The organism is Candidatus Latescibacter sp. IFSED24 (assembly GCF_058273205.1).
In genome coordinates this window covers 2,807,346-2,828,740 of sequence record NZ_CM177850.1, presented here as the reverse complement: position 1 = coordinate 2,828,740, position 21,395 = coordinate 2,807,346, and the positions used below count along the sequence as shown (strand labels likewise).

Sequence of the window (21,395 nt, the reverse complement as noted above, 5' to 3'; positions counted from 1 at the left end):
CGACATGACCCAGGTGCTGCAGCCACGCCTCTACCTCGTGATCCTGGCCGGCGGGCAGTCCACGCGGGCGCGCCACGGCGACGCCAGCCTGCCCAAGCAGTTCCGCGAGGCAGGCGGCCGCATGCTCTTCGAGCACAGCCTCGAGGAGCTGACCCGGGCCCCCGGCGTGGTGCATACCGTGCTGGTGGTGCCGGACCCCTGGCGACCCATGGCCGAGCAGGCGCTGGCCGCCCATCCGCCCCACGTGCCCTGCGCTCTGGCCCCGGCCGGACCGCACCGCACGGGGTCGGCCTGGAACGCGCTGCAACTGCTGGCCGCACTGCCCGCCGATGTCCGGCCCCAGGCCGGCGACCTCGTGGCCATCCACGATGCCGCCCGACCCTTCGCCACGCGCCACCTCCTGGCGCGGCTGGCCCGGGTGGCGGCCCGCCGCGGCGCGGCCATCCCCGGAGTGGCTGTCCCCGACACCATCGTGCAGCTCGACGTCCGCGAGGATCTGGCCCGCGAGGAGAGCCCGCTGGCCGGTTACCTCGACCGCGAACGCCTGGCGGCGGTGCAGACGCCCCAGGTCTGCCGCTGGCAGGAGCTGGCCGCGGCCCACCGCTGGGCCGCCGAGACCGGCCAGACCTTCACCGACGACGGCGGCCTGGTGGCCGCGCGCGGGCTTTCGCCGGTGGTGGTCATGGGCGAGCCGGGCAACTGGAAGGTCACCACCGAGGAGGACTGGCTGCGGGCCAGCGCGGTGCTGCGCAAGAATCGGGTGTAAGACTGGACGTCGAGGCGTCACTCATCTACCATTAAGGATAAGATGTATCCGTTATTTTCGGAAGGACGCCCATGAACGCCAGCCACCACCGTATCACGCGCGCCGCCTTGCTGGGGGCGCTGCTGTGCCTGCTGATCGCCTTGCCGGCCTCCGCTCAGGTCACCTTCCCGCGCCTGGGCCTCTCCGCGGCGCCCGACCACTTCGATCCGGACATCGAGGTCGAGGGCGACCAGACCTTCCAGCTCCACGTCCTCGTCCTCGGCGACGCCGACGGCGAGCCCCTGGAACACGACTACGGCCGATTCCACTGGGCGGTGCTCGAGGCCTGCTGCGGCGGCGCCGCGGTCATCGTCGACGAGGAGTACAACCCGGCCTGCGAGCACGAAGGCGCACCCCTCAGCGGTGTGGTGACCACCTCGGAGGAGTGCATGGGCGGCGACGTCGTGCGCCTCTGCACGCTCACCCTGCAGATGACCGTGGACCAGCCCGGCATCTACTACATCATCGCCGGCCCGCTCTCGCTGTCCCAGACCTGCGACCAGCAGGGCGTGGTCATGACCGACATGCTGGTCAACATCCACTACACGCCCGCCGACTCCACGCCCACCGAGCAGTCGACCTGGAGCGAGGTCAAGAGCCTGTTCCGCGAGTAGCTGCGGCTTCCGAGGAGACGCTGAAAGGCCCCGGCCGTGACGACGACCGGGGCCTTTTCTTCGCTCGTCTCGACTCGGGTAACCCTACTTCACCAGGGTCATGACCCGGGCTTCCACCGTGTCCCCCACACGCAGGCGCGCCAGGTAGGCGCCGCTGGGCAGCGTATTGCCGCGGGCGTCGACGCCGGTGAAGACCGCCAGGTGGCGGCCGGCCGGCCGCGAGCCGGCGACCAGGGTCTGGACCACCCGGCCGCGGAGGTCGAGGATATCGAGGCGCACCGGCGCGCCGTCGCGGGCCACGGGCACCTCGTAGGGGATGCTGGTCGAGGGGTTGAAGGGGTTGGGGTAGTTGGCCGCCAGGAGCGCGCCGCCCTGCGGGGTGTCACCCACGGCGGTCTGCGAGCCCAGGTCCGCCACGGCCTCGTCGAGGGCGGCGGCGATGTCGGTGGTGTTCACCGGACCGCGATAGCGGACGATGCCCTCGCCGTCGATCACGAACACGGTGTGCCGACCGGTGTCGTACTGGTCGGCGGCCTGGAGGTAGCCGGCATTCAGGAGCACGGGGAAGCTGATGCCGGCCACGTTCTGGAACAGGTCGTTGTTGGCGTCGCTGCCGTTCCACACGTCGAGGGCGAACGCGCGCAGATCCATGGCGTCATGCGACTGATAAAGGGCCTCCACACTGGGGCCGTCATTGATGCACGAGCCTCAGCTGTAGCCGATGAAGTAGAGCAGCTGGACCTGGTCGCCGAAGGCGTCGCTCAGGGTGTACTCCAGGCCGTCGTTGCCGGTGAGGGTGAAGTCGGGGGCGGGGTCGCCGACCCCGGCCTGGGCCAGGGCGGTGCCGCTGAATAGGGCGAGCAGGGCGGCGGTCAGGGCCAGCCGGCCGGCCACGCCGTATCGGAGCACGGCCGAGGGCCGCGGCGAGATCTTCTGGTTCATGGTGTGTCCTCTCTTCAAGATCCGTGTCCTGTCGATCTACTTGACCAGGGCCATGGTCCTGGTCTCGGTGGAATCGCCCACGCGCAGGCGCGCGAGGTAGCTGCCGCTGGCCAGCAGGTTGCCGGCCTGGTCGCGGCCGTCGAAGACCGCCTCGTGCTCCCCGGCGGGCCGGTTGCCGTCGACCAGGGTCCGCACCACGCGGCCGCGGAGGTCGAGCACGTCCAGCCGCACCGCGGCGCCGTCACGGGCGTCGGGCACTGCGAAGGGGATGCGGGTGGTGGGGTTGAAGGGGTTGGGATAGTTGACGCCGAGGATCGTGCCGGCGCCGGGCACGTCGCCCACCGCGGTGCCGGTCTGCAACCGGCTCACCGCGTCCTCGAGCACGATGGACAGGGCGGCCAGGTTGGCCGAGCCGCGGTACGCCACCACGCCGTCGCCGTCGACGACGATGATGTAATGGTAGCTGCAGTTGTACATGTCCGGGTCGCCCAGGAACGTGGCGTTCAGGAGCACCGGATAGGTGATCTCGGCGGCGTTCTGGAAGAGGTCGCACTGGGCGTCGCTGCCGTTCCAGAAGTCGGCGGCGAGGAAGCGGACCTGATCGGGTCCGAACTGCTGATAGAGGGCCTCCAGACCGGGGCCATCGTTGATGCAGGAGCCTCAGGCGTAGCCCACCATGTGCAGGAGCTGGACCTGGTCGCCGAAGGCGTCGCTCAGGGTGTAGTCCACACCGTCGTTGCCGGTGAGGGTGAAGTCGGGGGCGGGCTGGCCGAGGCCGCCCTGGGCGTGGGCGAGGCCGGCGCCGAGGGCGAGCAGGGTGGTGGCCAGGAACAGCCGGGACAGGGGTGTTGCGGACATGTCGGTGCTCCTTCTATCTATGATCTTGTTGGTTCACCATGAGCGTAGGTGCGCCAGGGTCGGTAAACATTACTAGTTTTATCCTCAAAATGTAGCTCGGGTTTGGTGGAGTGGCTACTGGCGTTGGGATGGCTGGGTTGGGATGGTGCTTGAGCACTGGAGCTCGTGGTGGTGGAACGGGCCTTGAAGATTGTCATGGACCCTGGATGTGCCGATCTCGGCTATCAATGACCGCGGCGTGCGCCGGCGCAATGGCGTATGTCCTTGTTGTAATTATATTTAAATCATCCGATAATGTTTCTTGAGAGCGCGGCGCCAGGATCTCTGCCGCCATGCACAGTCTTTCTGGCACGGCCAAGGTCCCAAATGTTGGGGGAGAGATCTGGCTGTCTAACCCGATAGATCGCGGCCTGGGCGTTGATATATCCACGCGGTATCTTGCATGAACATTTAGTTCTGCTTGGTGGTCTTGGGGAACATTGATTCGTTTAAATCTATAATTAGCAACACCTTCAAAAACTGATTACCCCCGGGGGAAACAAGCTGTCTATCCTGATAGACTGCAGCCAGGACACTCTTGAGGCCAGGAGTGGCGAACCCGACACCCTCACGAAACCAGGGCGGCCCGCCATCCGGACCGCCCCGTGAAAAACCCATGAAGACGCGGCTGACCGATCTACCGCCAGATCCCCTTCACCCCGCTCCACGTCCGCTGTTCCACCGGCGTCGGGTCCACCTCGGAGACGACCCAGGCCCCGGGATCCCACGCCGCGACGCCGCTCTGGGTCCCTGCCGTGGTGATCAGCACGCGGGAGGAGAGGATGCTCGCCTCCAAAAGCATGCCGTCGGGCTGGGTGGCCTGGGCGTAGTAACCGATCCAGCGCGCGCCGCCGCTGCCGACAATGGCCTGGGCGTCGCCGAGGACCGTGGTGGCGTCGACGTCGCCCACGGTGAACATGCCCACCAGGCCGCGGATCTCGGCGGCGGTGGCCCAGCGCCAGTCGGCGTGGTCGGCGAGCCAGGTCTCCACGTCGGCGCGGGTCAGGCCCACGAAGTGCGCGGGGTCGTACCAGTAGAGGTCGGTGAACTGGTCGTGGAAGAACTCGCCCTCGTCGCCGAGGTCGGCCAGGCGGGGGGCGGCCACCGGGTCGTCGGCGGCCACGAGCCAGGCGCCGTGGGTGAAGCTGTCGACGTTGCTCTGGCTGCCCGACGTCGACAGCTCGGTGTATGGCGGCGACTCGGACTGGAGGAGCCAGCCGTCGGGCTGGACGGCCCCGGCGTGGTAGCCGATCCAGCGCGGGCCGCCGCCGCCGATGGTGGCCTGGCGCGACCCCATGAGGTCCTCGAGGAGGCTGCCGTCGGGTGCGGTCTGGCCCACCAGGGCGTCGACCTGGGCGCCGGTGGCCCAGGACCAGAGGCGGGCGTCGGTGACGAAGAAGTCGACCTGGGTGCGATCGATGCCCTCCCAGAAGGCCGTGTCGAACCAGTAGAGGCCGGTGTCGGTGTCGTGGAAGAAGATCCCCTCGGGACCGTGGTCGGCCAGTTCGCCGGCCTGCACGGCGGGCAGGGCGGTGGTCAGGACGAAGAAGGCGAGGACGACGAGTCGGGGCGAGAAGCGCATGGTTCCCTCCGTGGCTGAATTTGAATAGCGAACATCGCTATCAGCGGACAGCATGGCGCAGCGATCCCGGGAGGTCAACGCCGCAGTGGATACGCCGGGACAGTCCGGGTATCATGACCGGTATGAAGGCACAGCACCTGTTCCCGGCACCGCTCTGCTTGATCCTCGCCCTGCTGACCGGAGCGGCCGGCGACGCCGTGGGCGTGCCGCCGCCCGAGACCCCCGCCGTGCGCCTGCACCCCGACCTGCCCGAGATCCTGGAGCAGGAGCTGATAGCCAGGCTGGCGCTCTTTCCCGACGTCTCGCACCTGGTCCGGGTCCGCTTCGGCCAGGCGCCCTGGGGCGCGGTGCTGGCGCGGCTGGAGGTGGACGACCCCGCCGCCGGCCCCCGCGTGTTCGTGCGCAGCCTCTCCGCCGAGAGCTGGCTGGCGCTGCAGGGACGCGCCGCGGCGCTGCTGCACGGCACCGAGCCGCCGCCCATGCCCCGCCGGCCCGAGCCGCCCGCCCATGATCCCCTGGCCACGGTGCGCTCGTGGCCCGAGACCCCGCCGCCGCCCACGGCGCCCCACCGGGCCCGGACCGCTGCCGCCGCCACCGGCCGCGCGCCGGTGAGCCACGCCTGGCTCGCGCTGGTGGAGGCCGGCGTGCGCCAGAACGTCTCCGGCTTCAACGACTACTTCACGCCCATGGGCCAGGTGGGCCTCTCGTTCGGCTACGGCGTGACCGAGCACTTCGTGCCGCAGCTCGGCTTCCAGGCCGGCTTCGGCGACATGCGCGGCGACTTCGAGGACGCCTTCGGCGACGGCCGCACCAACCTCTTCGGCTTCACCCTGGCCGCCCTGGGCCGGCTGCCCGCGAGCAAGAGCGTCGACCTCTACGCCGAGGGCGGCGTCGGCTACTACATCCGCTCGCTCTTCTGGGGCGGCACCTTCGTCGATCCGCGCACCGGCGAGGTGACCCGCGGCCGCGTGGTCGAGCAGAAGAACCTGGGCTGGAGCGGTCGGGTGGGCCTGCTGCTGCGCCGGAACCATCCCTCGCGGCCGCGCTTCCTGGACATCGGGATCGGCTTGCAGACCACGCCGGCCGATCCCTGGATCTTCGCCAACGACGACGGCTATTTCGAGGCCACCGACCGTGACACCTGGGTCTACCTGGCCGTCCGCTTCTGGGACGCGCTCTGATTCCCGAAAGGATCCCATGCGCCTCATCGACCATTCCACCGACGCGCTGACCCTGCTGCAGATCCACCTCGGCGGCGACCGCAACTGGCAGTACCTGCTGGCCGACCCCGTCTCGGGCGAGGCCGCCGCCGTGGATTGCGGCCACGAGCCCGCGCGCCTGGCCGCGCTGGCCGCCGAGCGCGGCCTGGCGATCACCACCATCCTGGTCACCCACGGCCACGGCGACCACACCGCCTGCGTGCCCGAGCTGGCCGCGCACACCGGCGCCGTGGTGCGCGCCGGCACCGATCGCACCGTGCCCGGCGCCGTGCCCGTGCGCGACGGCGAGGTGATCGCCGTGGGCCGGCTCGCCATCGAGGCGCTGGTCACGCCGGGCCACGCCCCGGACCACGTCTGCTTCCGCTGCGGCGACGCCCTGGTCACCGGCGACCTCCTGTTCTGCGGCAAGGTGGGCGGCACCGGCAGCTACTTCCCGGGCAGCTCGGCCGCCCAGGAATGGGCATCGCTGCAACGCCTGATCGCCTTGCCCGTAGACGTCAGGACCTTTCCCGGTCATGACTATTACGGCGGGCCGGGGGAGATGACCGCGTCCACCATCGGCCACGAGCGCGACCACAACCCGTTCCTGCGCTGCCCGGATCTCGCGGCGTTCGAGGAGCTCAAGGCCAACTGGGCCGCCTACAAGAAGGAGCACGGCATCCGATGAGCCGCGAACGCGATCCCCGCAACGACCCCGCCTGGCGGGTCCTCCTGATCTGCCTGTTGACCACCCTGGGCGCGGCGCTCGTCCACACCAAGGCGCCGGGCTGGGTGGCGGCCGCCACCTGGTCGCTGGCGCTCGTCAGCACGATCCGCTTCCGCTGGTTCGACGTCCGCCGCCGCAAGACCTGGCTGGTCCTGCTGGCGATCATGGTCGTGGTCGTGCTCCTCCTCGATCTCGGCGGCGTGGCCCTGGGCGTGGGTCTGCTCCTGGTCTTCCATCTGCGCCGGCTGGGCAGCCTCTACCTGCTGTCGGGGCGCCGCCGGATGGTGGCGTTCCTGCTGGGGCTGCCGATGCTGGTGGCGTTGATCCTGCTCGCCAAGGGACACCCCGACGGCGTGGCCGGCCAGGTGGTCATGACCGCGCGGACCGGCGTGGAGTTCTTCTGGGTCACCATCGTGCTGACGCTGCTCTTCGGCATGCGCCTGCACTTCCTGCGGCTGCGGCCCAAGCTCTTCATCGCCGGGATCCTGGTGGGGCTGGTGCCGCTGATCCTGGCGGCGGTGTTCGGGGTGCTCCTCTTCTACGGGACCATGGGCGGCAGCCGCGCCAACCGGGCCGGCGACGTGATGGAGTTCTGGGCGCAGTCGTACGCCGCGGGGCGGACCCCGGAAGCCTTGACGGGCGAATCGCTCTCCTGGAGCGAGACCGATCCCGACCAGGGCCCCGCGTGGACGACCCAGCTGCTGGCCGCCTCGCGCGAGTTCCGCGCCAGCCAGACCGACTCCCTGGACAGCGACAACGAGACCCGCGAGTTCTACATGCGCAACGACGAAGGGGTCCGCCTGACCATCGGCGGCGAGCAGCAGCAGCCCTGGCTGCCCGACGTCATGGCCGCCGCCGACACCGCGGCCTGGGTGGGCATCGGTGGCGACTACTGGCTCACCCACCTCATGGATCCGGGCCCGGGCCAGGCGCGGATCGAGGCCGTCCGCCTCGATTCCCAGGCGCTCGACCGCCTGGCCCACCTGCTGCGGGTGGAACTGCAGGTGCGCAACTTCCAGCGCTTCGACGGGGACCTCGAGGACGAACTGGACGCCGCCAGCGATTCCACGCGCGCGGCATCCGCGCCGCTGGTCGGCCGCTTCCGACCGGCCGAGGGCGACAGCACCGCGAGCTGGTGGCATCGCGACCGCCACTTCGGCGGCGCCATGGTGCCCGCGCCGAACCTGAGCGACGGCAAGCTGGAGGAGGGGTACCTGTTCCTGTCGCTGCGCACCAGCTTCGCCGACCTGGCGCGCGAGTTCGTCAGCGAGGAGAACTGGTTCAACATCCTGATCCTGGTGGGCCTGGGCGCGGTGATCGTGCTCTTCCTGTTCATGCAGGTGGTGGCTTTGATCTTCAGCCTGCGCATCACCGGCGGCATCACCGACGCGGTGCGGGCGCTCCACCAGGGAACCCGCCGCATCGCCGAGGGCGACCTCGACACGCGGATCGAGATCCCCAACGAGGACGAGTTCGGCGACCTGGCCCAGGGCTTCAACGAGATGGCCGCCGCGGTGAAGCAGGGGCGCGAGGACGCGCTGGCCCGCGAGCGGCTGATGCAGGAGATGGAGACCGCGCGCCAGATCCAGGCGCGGCTCCTGCCCCACGCCGAACCGCTCCTGCCCGGCTGGCAGATCACCGGTCTGAGCATTCCCAGCCGGCAGGTGGGCGGCGACTACTTCGACTTCCTGCAGCCCGGCCCGGGCAAGCTGGGCGTGGCCATCGGCGACGTCTCGGGCAAGGGCATGCCGGCGGCGCTGTTGATGTCGAACCTGCAGGCCTGCCTCAAGGGCCAGATCCTGCACCCCGCCCCGGTGTCGGACGTGGTCACGCGGGTCAACGACCTGCTCTCCGAGTCCACCGATCCACACATGTTCGCCACCTTCTTCTACGGCGAGATCGACGGTCCCAGCGGCCACTTCGTCTCGACCAACGCCGGCCACAACCCGCCGCTGCTGGTGCGGCGCGACGGCCGGGTGGAGTGGCTCGAGGCGGGCGGGCTGATCCTGGGCATGTTCGCCGGGCAGCCCTACGCGCAGGTGGAGGTGGACCTGGCGCCGGGCGACGTGCTGGTCCTCTACACCGACGGGATCACCGAGGCGGGGGCGCCCGAGATCGGGGACGACGACGCGGCGGCTCTCGACGACGTGGACGACGCCGAGGTGATGTTCGGCGAGGACCGGCTGGAGGCGGTGGTGGTGCGGGCGCGGGAGCGGTCGGCCATGGGAATCCGCGAGGTCATCCTCTCGGCGGTGCAGGAATTCGTGGCGGACGGGCCCCAGGGCGACGACATCACGCTGGTGGTGGTCAAGCGGCTCGAGGGTTGAACGGCGTCTGCTACTGGATATCCGACCCCGCCATCTGCTAGATTGGCCTGGATGCGGCCCGCCCCCCGGGGCGGGCCTTCCCCCAGACGCCACTGCCCCGGGAGCACATCATGCCGACCTGGCTCCACGAGCTTCTGCCCATCCTGATCCTGCTCAGCGCCGTGACCGTCGTCTTCATGCGCCTGCCGCGCATCGACATGGGGCACAGCGCCCGCTACCTCAGCCGCCGCCGCTGGAACTGGCTGCCGCTGGGCCTGACCTACGCCTTCCTCTACATGGGCCGCTACAACCTGAAGGTGGCCAAGTACGCCTTCGAGGGCCTGCCCGGCGCCGATGGCGGCGTGATGATGAGCAACGAGGCGTTCGGCGTGATCTTCGGAGTGGGGACCGTGGTCTACGGCGTGTCGTTCTTGATCAACGGCCCCTTGACCGACCGTCTCGGCGGCCGCTTCTCCATCCTCACCGGCGCGTTAGGCGCTGCCGCCGCCAACCTCGTGATGGGCCTGATCAGCTACTCGCTCTGGAAGCAGGGGCCGGGGCACCAGCTCTTCGTCGCGCACTTCGTGCCGCTCTTCTCGGTGCTCTACGCGGCGAACATGTACTTCCAGAGCTTCGGCGCGGTGGCCATCGTCAAGGTCAACTCGGGCTGGTTCCACGTGCGCGAGCGCGGGGTCTTCGGCGCCATCTTCGGGATCCTCATCTCGCTGGGCATCTACTTCGCCTTCGACTGGGGCGGCCTGATCCTCAAGTACTTCGGCCTGGCCTGGGTCTTCCTGGTGCCCGCGGCGCTCCTGATCGTGTTCTGGCTCATCGACCTGCGCGTGGTCCGCGACAAGCCCAGCCAGGCGGGCCTCGAGGACATCGCCCTGGGCGACGCCACCGACGGCGACGAGGGGCCGCGCATGCCGCCGCTGAAGGTCTTCACCATGATGCTGCGGAACCCCATCATCCTGACCATCGCCTTCATCGAGTTCTGCAGCGGCTGGCTGCGCCAGTCGATCATGCAGTGGTACGGCACGTTCGCCAAGCAGACCGACGCCCTGCTCGGGCTGAAGAGCAGCTTCGTCAACGAGAACTGGGGCATGCTGCTGTGCGTGGCGGGGATCATGGGCGGCGTGGTGGCCGGGACCATCTCGGACCACGTGTTCCAGTCGCGGCGCGGGCCGGTGGCGGCGCTGCTCTACGGCGTCATGCTCATCGGAGCGGTGCTCATGGTCTTCACCTACCAGCAGCCCTGGGTTGGCTGGCTGGTGGTGGTCATGTCGCTGGCGGTGATCGGGGTGCACGGCATGCTCTCGGGCACCGCGAGCATGGACTTCGGCGGCAGCAAGAACGCGGGCATCGCCGTGGGGCTGATCGACGGGTTCGTGTACCTGGGCACCGGGGTCATGAGCTTCACCTACGCGCTGCTGCTGCCGCGCGAGGAGCTCGACGCGGCGGGGCAGCTCGTCGGCGCGGCCACCGATCCCGGCGCCTGGCGGGCCTGGCCCATCAGCATGGTGCCGCTGGCGCTGATCGGCCTGGTGCTGGCGTGGCGGATCCGCAACGCCAAGCCGAAGAGCAAGGCCGCGGCGCGCTAGAATACGCCGAGGCAGGGCCGCCGCCGGCGGCCCTGCCGAACTCCCGGCGCCGCGGTCGCCAATTGCGAACGCGTGATCAGCGTGGCGCAAAGAGAACCTCGCCGCCACGAAGCCGCCAGTTCTCCGCCGTATCATCCTCCTGGTAAGACCCCACACCCGATGCACACGCAACCCGGAGGAATCTTCATGCGCACCATGAGAATGCTCGTCATCCTGTCGCTCGTGGCCCTGCTGGCCGGCGGCGCGGTGGCCAAGGACATGGCCAAGACGTCGTACCGCCTCGGCGCGGCCAGCCAGGGCGGCAGCCGCGACCTGGCCGAGGGCTTCGAGGGCACCTTCCCGCCCGCGGGCTGGACCATCGCCTCGCCCAGCGGCCACGACGGCGAGGAGAGCTGGTTCCAGAGCGACGAGTCGGTCTACGAGGGCACCTACGCCGCCCAGGTCAACTACGACGCCGACCTGCTCGACCAGGACTGCCGTCTGAGCTTCGACTACGCCATCGTCGAGGACGAGGATCACCTGAACTTCTGGGCCGCCGCCAGCGCGTACTGGATGACCAACTACTCGCTCAAGGTCCTGATCGACGGCACCGAGGTCTTCGATCTGGCGACCAACTACGGCGACGAGAACTGGGTCTGGGAGCAGAAGGACATCGACCTCACGGCCTACATCGGCCAGACGGTGACCATCACCCTGCAGTACGTCGGCAACGACGGCGCGGCCCTCTACCTCGACAACGTGGGCGTCAACGCCGGCGCCGATGTGCCGCCGCCGCCCGAGCCGCCGGTGAACGACACCTGCGACGGCGCCATCGCGATCCCGGTCGGTCCGTTCTCCTTCACGGGCGACCTGACCGAGGCCAACGGCGACTACGACACCGCCGGCAGCGACGGCTGCACCGGCTACAGCGCCGCGGGCAACGACGTCACCTACTTCGTCCACCTCGAGCCCGGCGACGTCCTCGACGTGGTCTACAACAACGTGGCCGACGCCTCGCTGTACCTGATCACCGACTGCGACGACAGCGCCAACACCTGCCTCATCGGCGCCGACGACACGGTCTCCGGCGGCGACGAGGTCTTCACCTTCACCAACGAGGCCGACTCCGCCGTGGATTGCTACCTCATCCTCGACTGCTACGGCAGCGGCAACGGCGGCGCCTACACCCTGACCGGATCCCTCGAGAGCACGGTCGCGGTCGAGCCCATCAGCTGGAGCACCCTGAAGGACACCTTCCGCTAGACGCGACCGTCACGACGGCTGCCCTGCCAGTCGTATCTGCGCCCCCGGGCCGAGCAGCCCGGGGGCGTGATGCTTTCGGGAGAATAAAGGGTGGAACGCCCCGCTCTATGCGCTATCTTTACACGCACAGGCTTCAGCCTGCCCCGGACGCCTGCATCGTCGTGGGGATCGACGGCCTCCGCTCACGCGGGGGCCGTTTTTTTATTCGGACTCGGGCAGTGCTGCGACACTGTCGTCGTGACCGAAGATCTTGATCCGCTGCCAGCGGCCGGAGCGGAAGCGCAGGTAGAGCACCAGCGCGACGACGGCGTAGCAGATGGCGCCCCAGAGCCAGGCCTGGGCCACGGTGGCGTGGCGCTGGATCACCAGATACCAGGTGCCGGGGATGAAGAGGCCCCACAGGACCGCCATGCTGATGACCATGGGCGCCCGGGTGTCGCCGGCCCCCTGCAGGACGCCGATGGAGATCATGCGCAGGCCGTCGGGAAGCTGGAAGAGCGCCATCACCACGGCCAGGCCGCTGCCGAGGACCAGGACCGCCGGATCCTCGCTGAAGAGCGTGAACAGCCAGGTGCCCAGGAACAAGAACACGGAACCCAGCACCAGCATGTAGCAGATGCCCAGCTTGTAGATCTGGCGCGCGTAGGCCGCGGCCTGGTCGTGGCGCCCGGCGCCGATCCAGTTGCCGGTGAGCACCGAGCCGGCGGTGGTCAACCCCCACATGGGCATGAAGACGAAGCTGAGCAGATGGACGGTGATCTGGTTGGCCGCGAGCGCCGCGGCGCCCGTGGTGCCGATGATCACGCTGAACGCGGTGAAGCCGCTCATGTCCACGAAGTTCTCCCAGGCCGCGGGCGACCCCACGCGGACCAGGCGCGCGAGCTGGCGCCAGTTAAGCGCGCGCGGGCGGTGGACCGCGTAGCGGCGGCGGTTCTCGCGCGGGCCGAGGAAGAACGCGAGCTGGAACACGAACCCGGCCACCGTGCCGATGCTGGTGGCGATGGCGGCCCCCCCGACGCCCATGGCCGGCACGGCCAGCCAGGTGCGGCCGGCGAGGTCGAATCCCGCCCAGCCGTAGATCAGCCAGACGTCCAGGAGCACGTTGAGGCCGTTGGCCACGAACCCGGCGAGCATGGGGATCACCACCTGGCGGCGGCCCTGGAAGAAGCCCATGAGCGCGAAGCTGGCCAGGGTGAAGACCGCGCTGGCCGAGCGCCACTTGATGTAGTCGTAGGCCAGGTCCACCACCGCGGCCGGGTTGCGGGTCCAGGGCAGGGCGAGGTCGGCGAAGTAGCCGGCGGCCTGCAGCACGAGGCCGCAGGCCGTGGCGAGGTAGAGCGCCTGCCAGGTGTAGTCGCCGATGGCGCGGTCGTCGCCCCGGCCGTGGGCCTGGCTGACGAAGGTGCCGTTGATACGCGCCAGGTTGTTGAAGAGGCTGTAGGCGGTCCAGGTGATCAGGCCGCCCAGGCCCGAGGCGGCGAGGTCGATGCTGCGGTAGTGGCCGAGCAGCGCGGTGTCCACGGTCCACATCAGGGTGTGCGAGAGCATGGCCAGCACCGTGGGCAGGGCCAGCGCCAGGATCTGCCGCGCCTCGCGCACGCGCAGACAGGCCAGCGGACCGCTGCAGGGCGCGGTGTCGATGGTGGGATACTGCGGTGCCTTGGTCTCGGTCATCGCGGGCTCCGGGCTCAGAGGGAGACGGAGAATCTAGGGCCCAGGGCGGGCTCTTGGCCAGGGGCAATCGCCGGGGACTGGACCCGCCGGCCCGGTGCGTCTATCCTTGGCGGACGCCGGGGCCGCTCGACGCCGCCCCGGCCGGCAGGTTGCAACCGGTCCGCCGCGGACCCCCGACCCAGGAGCGAGCATGTCCGACACCCCCCGACCCACCGAGACCTTCCTCGCCGAGATGCGCTGGCGCGGCTTCTTCCAGCAGTGCACCGACGAGGTCGCCCTGGCCGAACTGCTCGACCGCGAGACCGTCACCGCGTACATCGGCTTCGACCCCACCGCCGACAGCCTCCACGTGGGCTCGCTGCTACCGATCCTGGGCCTGGTCCACCTGCAGCGCCACGGCCACAAGCCCATCGCCATCGCCGGCGGCGGCACCGCCATGGTGGGCGACCCCAGCGGCAAGAGCGAGCTGCGGCAGCTGCTCACCCTCGACCAGATCGAGGCCAACCTGGCGGGGATCAAGGCGCAGCTCGCGCGCTTCATCGACTTCGGCGAGCCCGGCCTGGCCGACCTCGACCACGGCCCGGTCACCACTGCCAAGCCCGAGTGCCGCGGCCTGCTCCTGAACAACGCCGACTGGCTCGCCGACAAGAACTACATCGAGTTCCTGCGCGACGTGGGCCGCCACTTCTCGGTCAACCAGATGCTCACGCGCGACTCGGTGAAGACCCGCCTGGAGGCCGGCCTCTCGTTCATCGAGTTCAACTACATGATCCTGCAGGCCTACGACTTCGCCGTCCTGAACCGCGACCACGGCTGCAAGCTGCAGATGGGCGGCAACGACCAGTGGGGCAACATCTGCTCGGGCGTCGACCTCTGCCGCCGCCTCAACCAGCAGGAGGTCTTCGGCCTCACCTTCCCGCTCCTGGCCACCGCCACCGGCGCCAAGATGGGCAAGACCGCCGCCGGCGCGGTCTGGATCGGCCCCGAGCGGACCTCGCCCTACGACTTCTTCCAGTACTGGGTCAACGTGGACGACCGCGACGTCTCGCGCTTCCTGCGGCTCTACACCCTGCTCGACCGCGCGCGCATCGAGGAGCTGGAGCGCCTCGAGGGCGCCGACATCCGCGAGGCCAAGCGCGCGCTCGCGGTGGCGGTGACCTCGCTGGTGCACGGGCCCGAGGAGGCGGCGAAGGCCGAGAAGGCGGCGGTGGCGCTGTTCCAGGGGGGCAGCGACGCCGATACGGTGCCCAGCAGCGAGATCGCCGCCGACCGGCTGGCCGGCGAGGGCCTCGGCCTGCTCGTGGCGCTCACCGAAGCCGGGCTCGCCAAGAGCAACGGCGAGGCGCGGCGGCTGGTGCGGCAGGGCGGGATCAAGGTGAACGGAGAAGCGGTGGGCGACGAGGGTCGGATGCTGACGGCCGCGGATGTGGAGGAGGGGCGGATCCGGCTGCAGGCGGGGAAGAAGCGGCATCATCATCTGCTGGTGGGGTGAGCAGCGCCATGAACGGATCCCCCCCGGTTCCCGTGCTCTACTGCATCGATAGCCTGCCGGCCACCGGCGGCACCGAGGGCCAGCTGGCCGGCCTCCTGGAGCGGCTCGACCGCCGTCGTTTCCAGCCGCATCTCTGTACTCTACGGCCGGAGGTTCCCTTGCGGCCGCTACCGGCGGACTGTCCCCATCTCTCCCTCTCGGTCCAGAAGCTGCTGGGCGCCGGCGCCCTGCGGGCCGGACGCCAGCTGGCTGGCTACTTGCGGTCGCACGGGGTGGGTGTGGTGCAGACCTTCTTCCAGGATGCCACGGTTTTCGGACTCTGGACGGCGCGGCTGGCGGGAGTGCCCGTGCGGCTGGGGTCGTTCCGCGATCTCGGCTTCTGGCGGTCGCCACGGGTGGAGTTCCTCATGCGGCGGACCTACCCGCTGGCCACGGGTTTCGTGGTCAACAGCGCCGCGGTCCGGGACCACTTCACGCGCGCCGACGGCCTCGATCCAGCCCGCTTCCACCTGATCGCCAACGGTCTGGACACCGGGTCGGTGGCCTTCCATCCCACGTGCGCCGAGCCGCTGCGCGTGATCCTGGTCGGCAACCTCAACCGGCCGGTCAAGCGGGCCGACCTCTTCCTGCGCGCGGCCGCCCGCGTGGCGCAGCGGCACCCCGAGGTGCGCTGGCAGGTGGTGGGCGACGGGGAGCTGCGTCCGGGGCTGGAGAAGCTGGCGCACGATATGGGCCTGGAGGCGCGGGTCGAGTTCCTGGGCCGCCGCTCCGACGTGCCGGAACTGCTGGCCGAGGCCGCCATCAGCGTGAACTGCTCGGACAGCGAGGGCTTCAGCAACGCGGTGCTCGAGTCCATGCTGGCGGGCTGCGCCGTGGTGGGGACCGACAACGGCGGCAACAGCGACCTCATCACGCATGGGGAGACCGGGATGCTCGTCCCGACGGGAGACGCCGAGGCCCTGGCTACGGCCATCTGCGGCTTGATCGACGCTCCTGATCAGCGCCGCCGCCTGGTCGGGCGCGCGCGGCAACATGTGGCTGCCGAGTTCGACTGGGAGCGGGCCGTGGCGGCCCATCAGGACCTCTACGCGCGGTTGCTGACGCGTTCCTGAAACAAGGGCCTGAGCAGATGCTCAGGCCCTTCGTGATCAGGTCGGCTTGCGGAATTCCTCACTGGATCCGATACAGCTCCACCCGCCGGTTCTTCGCCCGCCCTTCCTTCGTCTCGTTGGTGGCGATGGGGTAATCCTCGCCGTAGCCCACCGCGGTGACCCGGCTCGGCGCCACGCCGAGCTGGATCAGCACGTCGCGCACCGCCATGGCGCGGCGGTGCGACAGGTCGCGGTTGGTCTCGGCGGCGCCGGTGGAGTCGGTGTGGCCGCGGACCTCGACGCGGACGCCGGGGTTGTCGTTGAGCGATGTGGCCACGCGGCTCAGCACGCTGATGGACTCGGCGGTGAGCTGGGCGCTGCCGGTCTTGAACGAGACGCCCTCGAGGACCAGGCCCTCGTCCAGGGCGACCACCGCGGCGGGGGCCACGGGAGCGGCCGGGGCGGTGGGGCAGCCGTACTGGTCCACCGCGGTGCCGGCCGGCGTGTCGGGGCAGCGGTCGGCGGCGTCGAGCACGCCGTCGCCGTCGTTGTCGGGATCGGGGCAGCCGTCGTCGTCCTGGAAGCCGTCCACGTCCTCGGCCTCGTCGGGGCAGCCGTCCTCGGCGTCGATGATGCCGTCGCCGTCGTTGTCGGGGTCGGGGCAGCCGTCATCGTCCTGGAAGCCGTCGCGGTCCTCGGGGTCGAGGGGGCAGGGGTCGTCGGTGTCGGCGATGCCGTCGTTGTCGTTGTCGTAGTCGGGGCAGCCGTCCTCGTCCTCGAAGCCGTCGTAGTCCTCGGCGGCGCGGGGGCAGCGGTCGTAGCGGTTCTCGAGGCCGTCGTCGTCGTCGTCCTTGGGGCCGCCGAACCAGAGGGTGGCGCCCAGGAAGCCCTGGACCAGCCCCTTGTTGGCGTCGACGTACTCGGGCGAGTCGTACAGGTCCCAGCTGCTCAGGCCGACGTTGTCGAGGTCGTTGCCGGTCAGGACGTGGTAGCGCGCGCCCAGCCGCAGGCTGAAGCTCTCGGCGAGGAACCACTCGGCGCCGGCCTCGGCGGCGAAGGTGAAGTTCGTCTTCTGGAGCTTGTGGTACTCCTCGTCCTTGGTGCCGAAGCCCTGGACGGTGGCGCCCTGGGGATAGAACGAGGCGTCCGAATCGCTGTTCAGGACGCGCCAGGAGGTCACGCCCACGCCGAAGCCGAGGAACGGGGTGAGCTTGCCCTCGGGCAGGAACAGGTACTGGAAATTGAGCGTGGGGTTGTGGATCTCGGTGATCAGCGTGGAGTAGTGGCTGGTGGTCCAGCCGGCGTCCTGGGTGGGATTCTCCACGCCCGGCCGGATGGTGCCGTAGCGCAGGCTGAGCTCCGCGGTCCAGTGCGGCGTCAGGCCGCGGCGCACCGAGACGCCGGTGAAGTTGTCGACGTTGGAATGGTCCCAGTAGCCCTCGACGAGCTTCCAGAGGCCACCCTCCAGGTTCACTCCCCAGCGACCGTCGACCTCGGCGGCCGGGGCCGCGGCGACCAGGGCTGCCAGTAGCGCGGCGGTCATCAACAACTTCACGAAGCGGTGCATGTGCAGGTCTCCTCCACGAATGGGCGTCCAGTGTCCGCGCCAAGAGCCTAGTGCGGCGGCCGTGGTTTGGCAATACCCTTGGCGCCTGCTAGTTTGGTAGGCTGAACCAGGATATCGACCCTCGGCAAGAAAGGCGGTCGCCCGGATGCGAATCGCGACCCGTGGCAGTGATCTCGCCCTCTGGCAAGCCAATTACGTGCAGGCGCTCCTCCGGGACAAGGCCGGTGTGGAGGCCGAGCTGGTGATCATGACCTCTCAGGGCGACCGGGACACCGGCCGCAGCCTCGCCGACCTGGGCGAGGTGGGCGCGTTCACCCGCGAGATCGAGGCCGCGCTGCTCGGCGGCGAGGTCGATCTGGCCGTCCATTCGCACAAGGATCTGCCCACCGAATCGCCCGCCGGCCTGGTGGTGGCCGCGGTGCCGCCGCGGGGGCCCGTGCGCGACGTCCTGGTGATCCGTCCCGAGGCCCACGACCCCGCCGCCGAGGGGCTCCCCCTGAAGCCCGGCACCGTGGTGGGAACCGGATCGGCGCGGCGGCGTTGTCAGCTCCTGGGGCTGCGCCCCGACCTGGAGATCGCCGACCTGCGCGGCAACGTGCCCACCCGGCTGGACAAGCTGGCCGGCCGCCACGAGGAGGAATGGCCGTACCAGGCCATCGTCCTGGCGGAGGCGGGGCTGGTGCGCCTGGAGATCGACCCCGCGCCACTCGTGCTGGCCATGCTCCCGGAGGACGAGTTCCTGCCCGCCCCGGCCCAGGGCGCCCTGGCGATCCAGGTCCGGGCCGCCGACCTGGCCGACCCGGCGTCGGCCATGCCCGCGGCGCTGAACGCGCTGCACCACCACGAGACCGCGGCCTGCGTGGCCGCCGAGCGCACCGTCCTGGCCGCCCTGCCCGGCGGCTGCAACCTGCCCCTGGGCTGCCACGCCCGGCTTGTGCCCGACGGCGTGGCCCTGGCCGCCGTGCTGGAGCGCGAGGGCCGCGGCCTGTTGCGCGCCCGGGCGCTGGCTCCCGATCCGGCCGCCGCCGCCGCCGCGGTGCTGGCCCGCTTGCTCGCCGATTGAATCCACCGAAGGCACCCGTCCGAGGAGACGCCATGAGCCACGACCACGACCACATCCACGACGACGAGTTCGAGATCCCCGCGCCGGGCCTCAAGCGCCCCCGCCGCCTGCGCGTCAGCGGTCCCATGCGCAACATGGTGGCCGAGACGCGCCTGCATCCCGACATGTTCTGCCAGCCCCACTTCGTGGTCCCGGGCACCGGCCATCGCGACGAGATCGGCGCCATGCCGGGCATCTTCCACGAGAGCCCCGACCTGCTGCTGAAGACCGTGGAAGCCGACCTGAAGCTGGGTCTGCGCCACGTGCTCCTGTTCGGGCTGCCCGCCGACAAGTCCCCCGAGGGCGACAGCGCCCTGGACCCCGACGGCCCGGTGCCCACGGCCATCAGCCTCCTGAAGGAGAACTTCGGCCGCGACCTGCTGGTGTCGGCCGACATCTGCCTCTGCGCGTACACCGACCACGGCCACTGCGGCGTCATCGACCACGACACCGTGCTCAACGACGACACGCTGCCGCTCCTGGCGGGCATGGCCTCGGCCTGCGCCCTGGCCGGCGCCGACATCGTGGCCCCGTCCGACATGATGGACGGTCGCGTGGCCGCCATCCGCGTGGCGCTGGACCAGCAGGGCCTCGACGACGTGGCCATCATGAGCTACAGCGCCAAGTACGCCTCGGCCTACTACGGCCCGTTCCGCGAGGCCGCCGACTCGGCGCCCAGCTTCGGCGACCGCAGCAGCTACCAGATGGACCCGCGCAACGGCCTGGAAGCCCTGCGCGAGGTGGAGCTGGACCTCGAGGAGGGCGCCGACATCGTCATGGTCAAGCCGGCGCTGGCCTACCTCGACGTGATCCGCATGGTCCGCGACGCGGTGGACGTGCCGGTGGCCTGCTACAACGTCAGCGGCGAGTACTCCATGGTGAAGGCCGCGGCCAAGGCCGGCCTGGTGGACGAGCCGCGCATCGTGATCGAGAACCTGCACGCCATGGCGCGGGCGGGGTCGGACATCCTGATCACCTATCACGGACGCGAGGTCCTGAAGGAGGGCTGGCTGTGAGTGCGACCCCCGAGCGCAAGCGTTCTTCCGAGCTCTACCGGCGGGCCTGCGAGCTGATGCCGGCGGGGGTGAACTCGCCGGTGCGGGCGTTCGGCGCGGTGCACGGCGATCCGCTGTTCATCGACCGCGGCGAAGGGGCCCACCTCTGGGACGTGGAGGGGAACCGCTACCTGGATTGCTGCGGCTCGTGGGGGCCGCTGATCCTGGGTCACGGCCACCCGAAGGTGCTGGAGGCGGTGGAGGCCGCGGTGCGGCGGGGCATGACCTTCGGTGCGCCGTGCGCGGCCGAGATCGAGCTGGCCGAGCTGGTGGTGGACGCCTATCCGGGGCTCGAGCGCGTGCGCTTCGTGAGCAGTGGGACCGAGGCGGTGATGTCGGCGGTGCGGTTGGCGCGGGGGTACACGGGTCGCGACCTGGTGGTGAAGTTCACCGGCTGCTATCACGGTCACTCGGATGCGCTGCTGGTGTCCGGGGGGAGCGGGCTGGCGACGTTCGGCGTGAGCAGCTCGGCCGGCGTGCCCGCCGGCGCGGTGGCCGACACGGTGGTGCTGCCGCTGGACGACGAGGCCCTGGTGCGCGAGCTGTTCTCGACGCGCGGGTCCGACATCGCGGCGGTGCTGCTGGAGCCCTTGCCGGCCAACTCGGGGCTGCTGGTGCAGCGGCAGGAGTACCTGGAGGCGCTGCGGACGGTGACCCGGGAGCACGGGGCTCTCTTGATCTTTGATGAGGTCATCTCCGGATTTCGTCTCGGCATGGACGGTGCGGCCGGCCGTTACGGGGTGACGCCGGATCTGGCCACGTTCGGCAAGGTGATCGGCGGCGGGATGCCCGTGGGGGCGTTCGGCGGGTCGGCCGAGATCATGGGCCGCCTGGCACCGCTGGGGGACGTCTACCAGGCGGGGACGCTGAGCGGGAATCCGGTGGCCATGAGCGCCGGGGCGGCGGCGCTGCGGGTGCTGCGGGAGGAAGGCGTGTATGCGCGGCTGGAGGAACTCGGTGCGCTGCTTGAAGATATGGTGAAACCGGCGGCTGCTGCGGCGGGCAACGTGTTCGTGCGGCAGGGGTCGATCTTCTGGGTGGCGGGGCAGGCCGAGGCGCCGCGGAAGGTGGAGGATGTGGCGGCCGAGGGGATGAAGGGGTACGCCGGGTGGCATCTCGGGGCGCTGGAGCGGGGAGTCTACATGGCGCCGTCGGGGTGGGAGGTCGGGTTCCTGAACGGGGCGATGGGGGAGGCGGAGGTGCGGTTGCTCGGGGAGGTGCTGGGGGAGATCGTGGGGGGGTAGCGCGGGCCAGCCTTGGTTGAGCCGGGCAAAGAAATAAGCCGAATTCCAGGCGGAATTCGGCTTATTCTATTCGTAAGCCACTGCGGCGCCGAGGTTTACTCCATGCGCATCTGCAGCCGTTCGATGATCTTGATGGGCGTGATGTCGATGTCGCCACCGCCACCATCACCGTAATCACCGAACACGCCGAGCTGCATGTCTTGCGACCTGAGCACGGGGGCCGTGTAGATCCTCTTCATGACAGTCCTCCTCGGA

Annotated in this window: 20 protein-coding genes; 12 read left to right on the top strand and 8 right to left on the bottom strand. The window is 69.9% G+C overall.

Going from position 1 to position 21,395, the window contains the following annotated elements; genetic code table 11:
• Positions 1-4: 4 nt before the first annotated feature.
• Positions 5-766 (top strand): IspD/TarI family cytidylyltransferase, encoded by a 762-nt coding sequence (locus tag IFSED24_RS11470; RefSeq protein ID WP_491331599.1) that lies wholly within the window; start codon positions 5-7, stop codon positions 764-766.
• Between the two features lie 71 nt (positions 767-837).
• Complete coding sequence (locus IFSED24_RS11465) at positions 838-1,419, top strand: hypothetical protein (RefSeq protein WP_491331598.1); 582 nt, start codon at positions 838-840, stop codon at positions 1,417-1,419.
• Between the two features lie 84 nt (positions 1,420-1,503).
• Here the strand turns inward: IFSED24_RS11465 and IFSED24_RS11460 are convergent, their stop codons facing one another.
• The 5 genes from IFSED24_RS11460 to IFSED24_RS11440 form a co-directional block, all read right to left on the bottom strand.
• Entirely contained in the window at positions 1,504-2,070 is a 567-nt protein-coding gene (locus tag IFSED24_RS11460; protein WP_491331597.1) for a FlgD immunoglobulin-like domain containing protein, read from the bottom strand.
• Positions 2,071-2,127: 57 nt separating this feature from the next.
• On the bottom strand, positions 2,128-2,361 hold the full coding sequence (locus IFSED24_RS11455; RefSeq protein WP_491331596.1) for a hypothetical protein: 234 nt from the start codon (positions 2,359-2,361) through the stop codon (positions 2,128-2,130).
• A 36-nt stretch (positions 2,362-2,397) separates the two neighbouring features.
• Entirely contained in the window at positions 2,398-2,874 is a 477-nt protein-coding gene (locus IFSED24_RS11450) for a FlgD immunoglobulin-like domain containing protein (protein ID WP_491331595.1), read from the bottom strand.
• 147 nt (positions 2,875-3,021) lie between these two features.
• Positions 3,022-3,219 carry a hypothetical protein gene (locus IFSED24_RS11445; RefSeq protein WP_491331594.1) on the bottom strand — a complete coding sequence of 66 codons (198 nt, stop codon included), beginning with the start codon at positions 3,217-3,219 and terminating at the stop codon, positions 3,022-3,024.
• Between the two features lie 676 nt (positions 3,220-3,895).
• On the bottom strand, positions 3,896-4,840 hold the full coding sequence (locus IFSED24_RS11440) for a hypothetical protein (RefSeq protein WP_491331593.1): 945 nt from the start codon (positions 4,838-4,840) through the stop codon (positions 3,896-3,898).
• 113 nt (positions 4,841-4,953) lie between these two features.
• On the opposite strand from IFSED24_RS11440, the gene IFSED24_RS11435 reads away from it, so the two are divergent.
• From IFSED24_RS11435 to IFSED24_RS11415, 5 genes are all read left to right on the top strand, one after another.
• Positions 4,954-6,021 carry a hypothetical protein gene (locus IFSED24_RS11435; protein ID WP_491331592.1) on the top strand — a complete coding sequence of 356 codons (1,068 nt, stop codon included), beginning with the start codon at positions 4,954-4,956 and terminating at the stop codon, positions 6,019-6,021.
• A gap of 16 nt (positions 6,022-6,037) precedes the next feature.
• A complete protein-coding gene (locus IFSED24_RS11430) occupies positions 6,038-6,727 on the top strand; it encodes an MBL fold metallo-hydrolase (protein ID WP_491331591.1) in 690 nt (229 codons plus the stop codon).
• Complete coding sequence (locus IFSED24_RS11425; RefSeq protein ID WP_491331590.1) at positions 6,724-9,093, top strand: PP2C family protein-serine/threonine phosphatase; 2,370 nt, start codon at positions 6,724-6,726, stop codon at positions 9,091-9,093. The genes IFSED24_RS11430 and IFSED24_RS11425 overlap by 4 nt, the downstream gene beginning before the upstream one ends.
• A 110-nt stretch (positions 9,094-9,203) precedes the next feature.
• Positions 9,204-10,673, top strand: coding sequence for an MFS transporter (locus IFSED24_RS11420; protein ID WP_491331589.1), 1,470 nt, complete (start codon positions 9,204-9,206; stop codon positions 10,671-10,673).
• A gap of 186 nt (positions 10,674-10,859) precedes the next feature.
• A complete protein-coding gene (locus tag IFSED24_RS11415; protein ID WP_491331588.1) occupies positions 10,860-11,915 on the top strand; it encodes a choice-of-anchor J domain-containing protein in 1,056 nt (351 codons plus the stop codon).
• A gap of 201 nt (positions 11,916-12,116) precedes the next feature.
• Here IFSED24_RS11415 and IFSED24_RS11410 read toward each other — a convergent pair whose 3' ends face one another.
• Complete coding sequence (locus IFSED24_RS11410) at positions 12,117-13,589, bottom strand: MATE family efflux transporter (protein ID WP_491331587.1); 1,473 nt, start codon at positions 13,587-13,589, stop codon at positions 12,117-12,119.
• A 190-nt stretch (positions 13,590-13,779) separates the two neighbouring features.
• Here IFSED24_RS11410 and tyrS point away from each other — a divergent pair, with 190 nt between their 5' ends.
• Positions 13,780-15,081, top strand: a complete 1,302-nt coding sequence (gene tyrS, locus IFSED24_RS11405) for a tyrosine--tRNA ligase (protein WP_491331586.1) — start codon at positions 13,780-13,782, stop codon at positions 15,079-15,081.
• 8 nt (positions 15,082-15,089) lie between these two features.
• On the top strand, positions 15,090-16,193 hold the full coding sequence (locus IFSED24_RS11400; protein ID WP_491331585.1) for a glycosyltransferase: 1,104 nt from the start codon (positions 15,090-15,092) through the stop codon (positions 16,191-16,193).
• Positions 16,194-16,251: 58 nt separating this feature from the next.
• Here the strand turns inward: IFSED24_RS11400 and IFSED24_RS11395 are convergent, their stop codons facing one another.
• Positions 16,252-17,739, bottom strand: coding sequence for an OmpA family protein (locus tag IFSED24_RS11395; RefSeq protein WP_491331584.1), 1,488 nt, complete (start codon positions 17,737-17,739; stop codon positions 16,252-16,254).
• A gap of 145 nt (positions 17,740-17,884) precedes the next feature.
• Here IFSED24_RS11395 and hemC point away from each other — a divergent pair, with 145 nt between their 5' ends.
• Genes hemC through hemL form a run of 3 tightly spaced genes read left to right on the top strand, consistent with a single transcriptional unit; the run spans position 17,885 to position 21,140 of the window.
• The gene (hemC, locus tag IFSED24_RS11390) at positions 17,885-18,802 is read left to right on the top strand and encodes a hydroxymethylbilane synthase (RefSeq protein ID WP_491331583.1); all 918 of its coding nucleotides are present in this window, start codon (positions 17,885-17,887) and stop codon (positions 18,800-18,802) included.
• Between the two features lie 32 nt (positions 18,803-18,834).
• Positions 18,835-19,857, top strand: a complete 1,023-nt coding sequence (hemB, locus tag IFSED24_RS11385) for a porphobilinogen synthase (protein WP_491331582.1) — start codon at positions 18,835-18,837, stop codon at positions 19,855-19,857.
• Positions 19,854-21,140, top strand: coding sequence for a glutamate-1-semialdehyde 2,1-aminomutase (gene hemL, locus IFSED24_RS11380; RefSeq protein WP_491331581.1), 1,287 nt, complete (start codon positions 19,854-19,856; stop codon positions 21,138-21,140). The genes hemB and hemL overlap by 4 nt, the downstream gene beginning before the upstream one ends.
• A gap of 95 nt (positions 21,141-21,235) precedes the next feature.
• On the opposite strand, the gene IFSED24_RS11375 is transcribed toward hemL, so the two are convergent.
• Positions 21,236-21,379 carry a hypothetical protein gene (locus tag IFSED24_RS11375; RefSeq protein WP_491331580.1) on the bottom strand — a complete coding sequence of 48 codons (144 nt, stop codon included), beginning with the start codon at positions 21,377-21,379 and terminating at the stop codon, positions 21,236-21,238.
• Positions 21,380-21,395 lie beyond the last annotated feature (16 nt).

What these genes read in the sequence shown, in the direction of transcription:
- tyrS (WP_491331586.1), top strand. Translation starts at nt 13,780, where the DNA reads ATGTCCGACACCCCCCGACCCACCGAGACCTTCCTCGCCGAGATGCGC.
- hemC (WP_491331583.1), top strand. Translation starts at nt 17,885, where the DNA reads ATGCGAATCGCGACCCGTGGCAGTGATCTCGCCCTCTGGCAAGCCAAT.
- IFSED24_RS11455 (WP_491331596.1), bottom strand. Translation starts at nt 2,361, where the DNA reads ATGAACCAGAAGATCTCGCCGCGGCCCTCGGCCGTGCTCCGATACGGC.
- IFSED24_RS11410 (WP_491331587.1), bottom strand. Translation starts at nt 13,589, where the DNA reads ATGACCGAGACCAAGGCACCGCAGTATCCCACCATCGACACCGCGCCC.
- IFSED24_RS11435 (WP_491331592.1), top strand. Translation starts at nt 4,954, where the DNA reads ATGACCGGTATGAAGGCACAGCACCTGTTCCCGGCACCGCTCTGCTTG.
- IFSED24_RS11430 (WP_491331591.1), top strand. Translation starts at nt 6,038, where the DNA reads ATGCGCCTCATCGACCATTCCACCGACGCGCTGACCCTGCTGCAGATC.
- IFSED24_RS11425 (WP_491331590.1), top strand. Translation starts at nt 6,724, where the DNA reads ATGAGCCGCGAACGCGATCCCCGCAACGACCCCGCCTGGCGGGTCCTC.
- IFSED24_RS11395 (WP_491331584.1), bottom strand. Translation starts at nt 17,739, where the DNA reads ATGCACCGCTTCGTGAAGTTGTTGATGACCGCCGCGCTACTGGCAGCC.
- IFSED24_RS11375 (WP_491331580.1), bottom strand. Translation starts at nt 21,379, where the DNA reads ATGAAGAGGATCTACACGGCCCCCGTGCTCAGGTCGCAAGACATGCAG.
- IFSED24_RS11460 (WP_491331597.1), bottom strand. Translation starts at nt 2,070, where the DNA reads ATGGATCTGCGCGCGTTCGCCCTCGACGTGTGGAACGGCAGCGACGCC.
- IFSED24_RS11415 (WP_491331588.1), top strand. Translation starts at nt 10,860, where the DNA reads ATGCGCACCATGAGAATGCTCGTCATCCTGTCGCTCGTGGCCCTGCTG.
- IFSED24_RS11440 (WP_491331593.1), bottom strand. Translation starts at nt 4,840, where the DNA reads ATGCGCTTCTCGCCCCGACTCGTCGTCCTCGCCTTCTTCGTCCTGACC.
- IFSED24_RS11400 (WP_491331585.1), top strand. Translation starts at nt 15,090, where the DNA reads ATGAACGGATCCCCCCCGGTTCCCGTGCTCTACTGCATCGATAGCCTG.
- hemB (WP_491331582.1), top strand. Translation starts at nt 18,835, where the DNA reads ATGAGCCACGACCACGACCACATCCACGACGACGAGTTCGAGATCCCC.
- IFSED24_RS11420 (WP_491331589.1), top strand. Translation starts at nt 9,204, where the DNA reads ATGCCGACCTGGCTCCACGAGCTTCTGCCCATCCTGATCCTGCTCAGC.
- IFSED24_RS11445 (WP_491331594.1), bottom strand. Translation starts at nt 3,219, where the DNA reads ATGTCCGCAACACCCCTGTCCCGGCTGTTCCTGGCCACCACCCTGCTC.
- IFSED24_RS11465 (WP_491331598.1), top strand. Translation starts at nt 838, where the DNA reads ATGAACGCCAGCCACCACCGTATCACGCGCGCCGCCTTGCTGGGGGCG.
- IFSED24_RS11470 (WP_491331599.1), top strand. Translation starts at nt 5, where the DNA reads ATGACCCAGGTGCTGCAGCCACGCCTCTACCTCGTGATCCTGGCCGGC.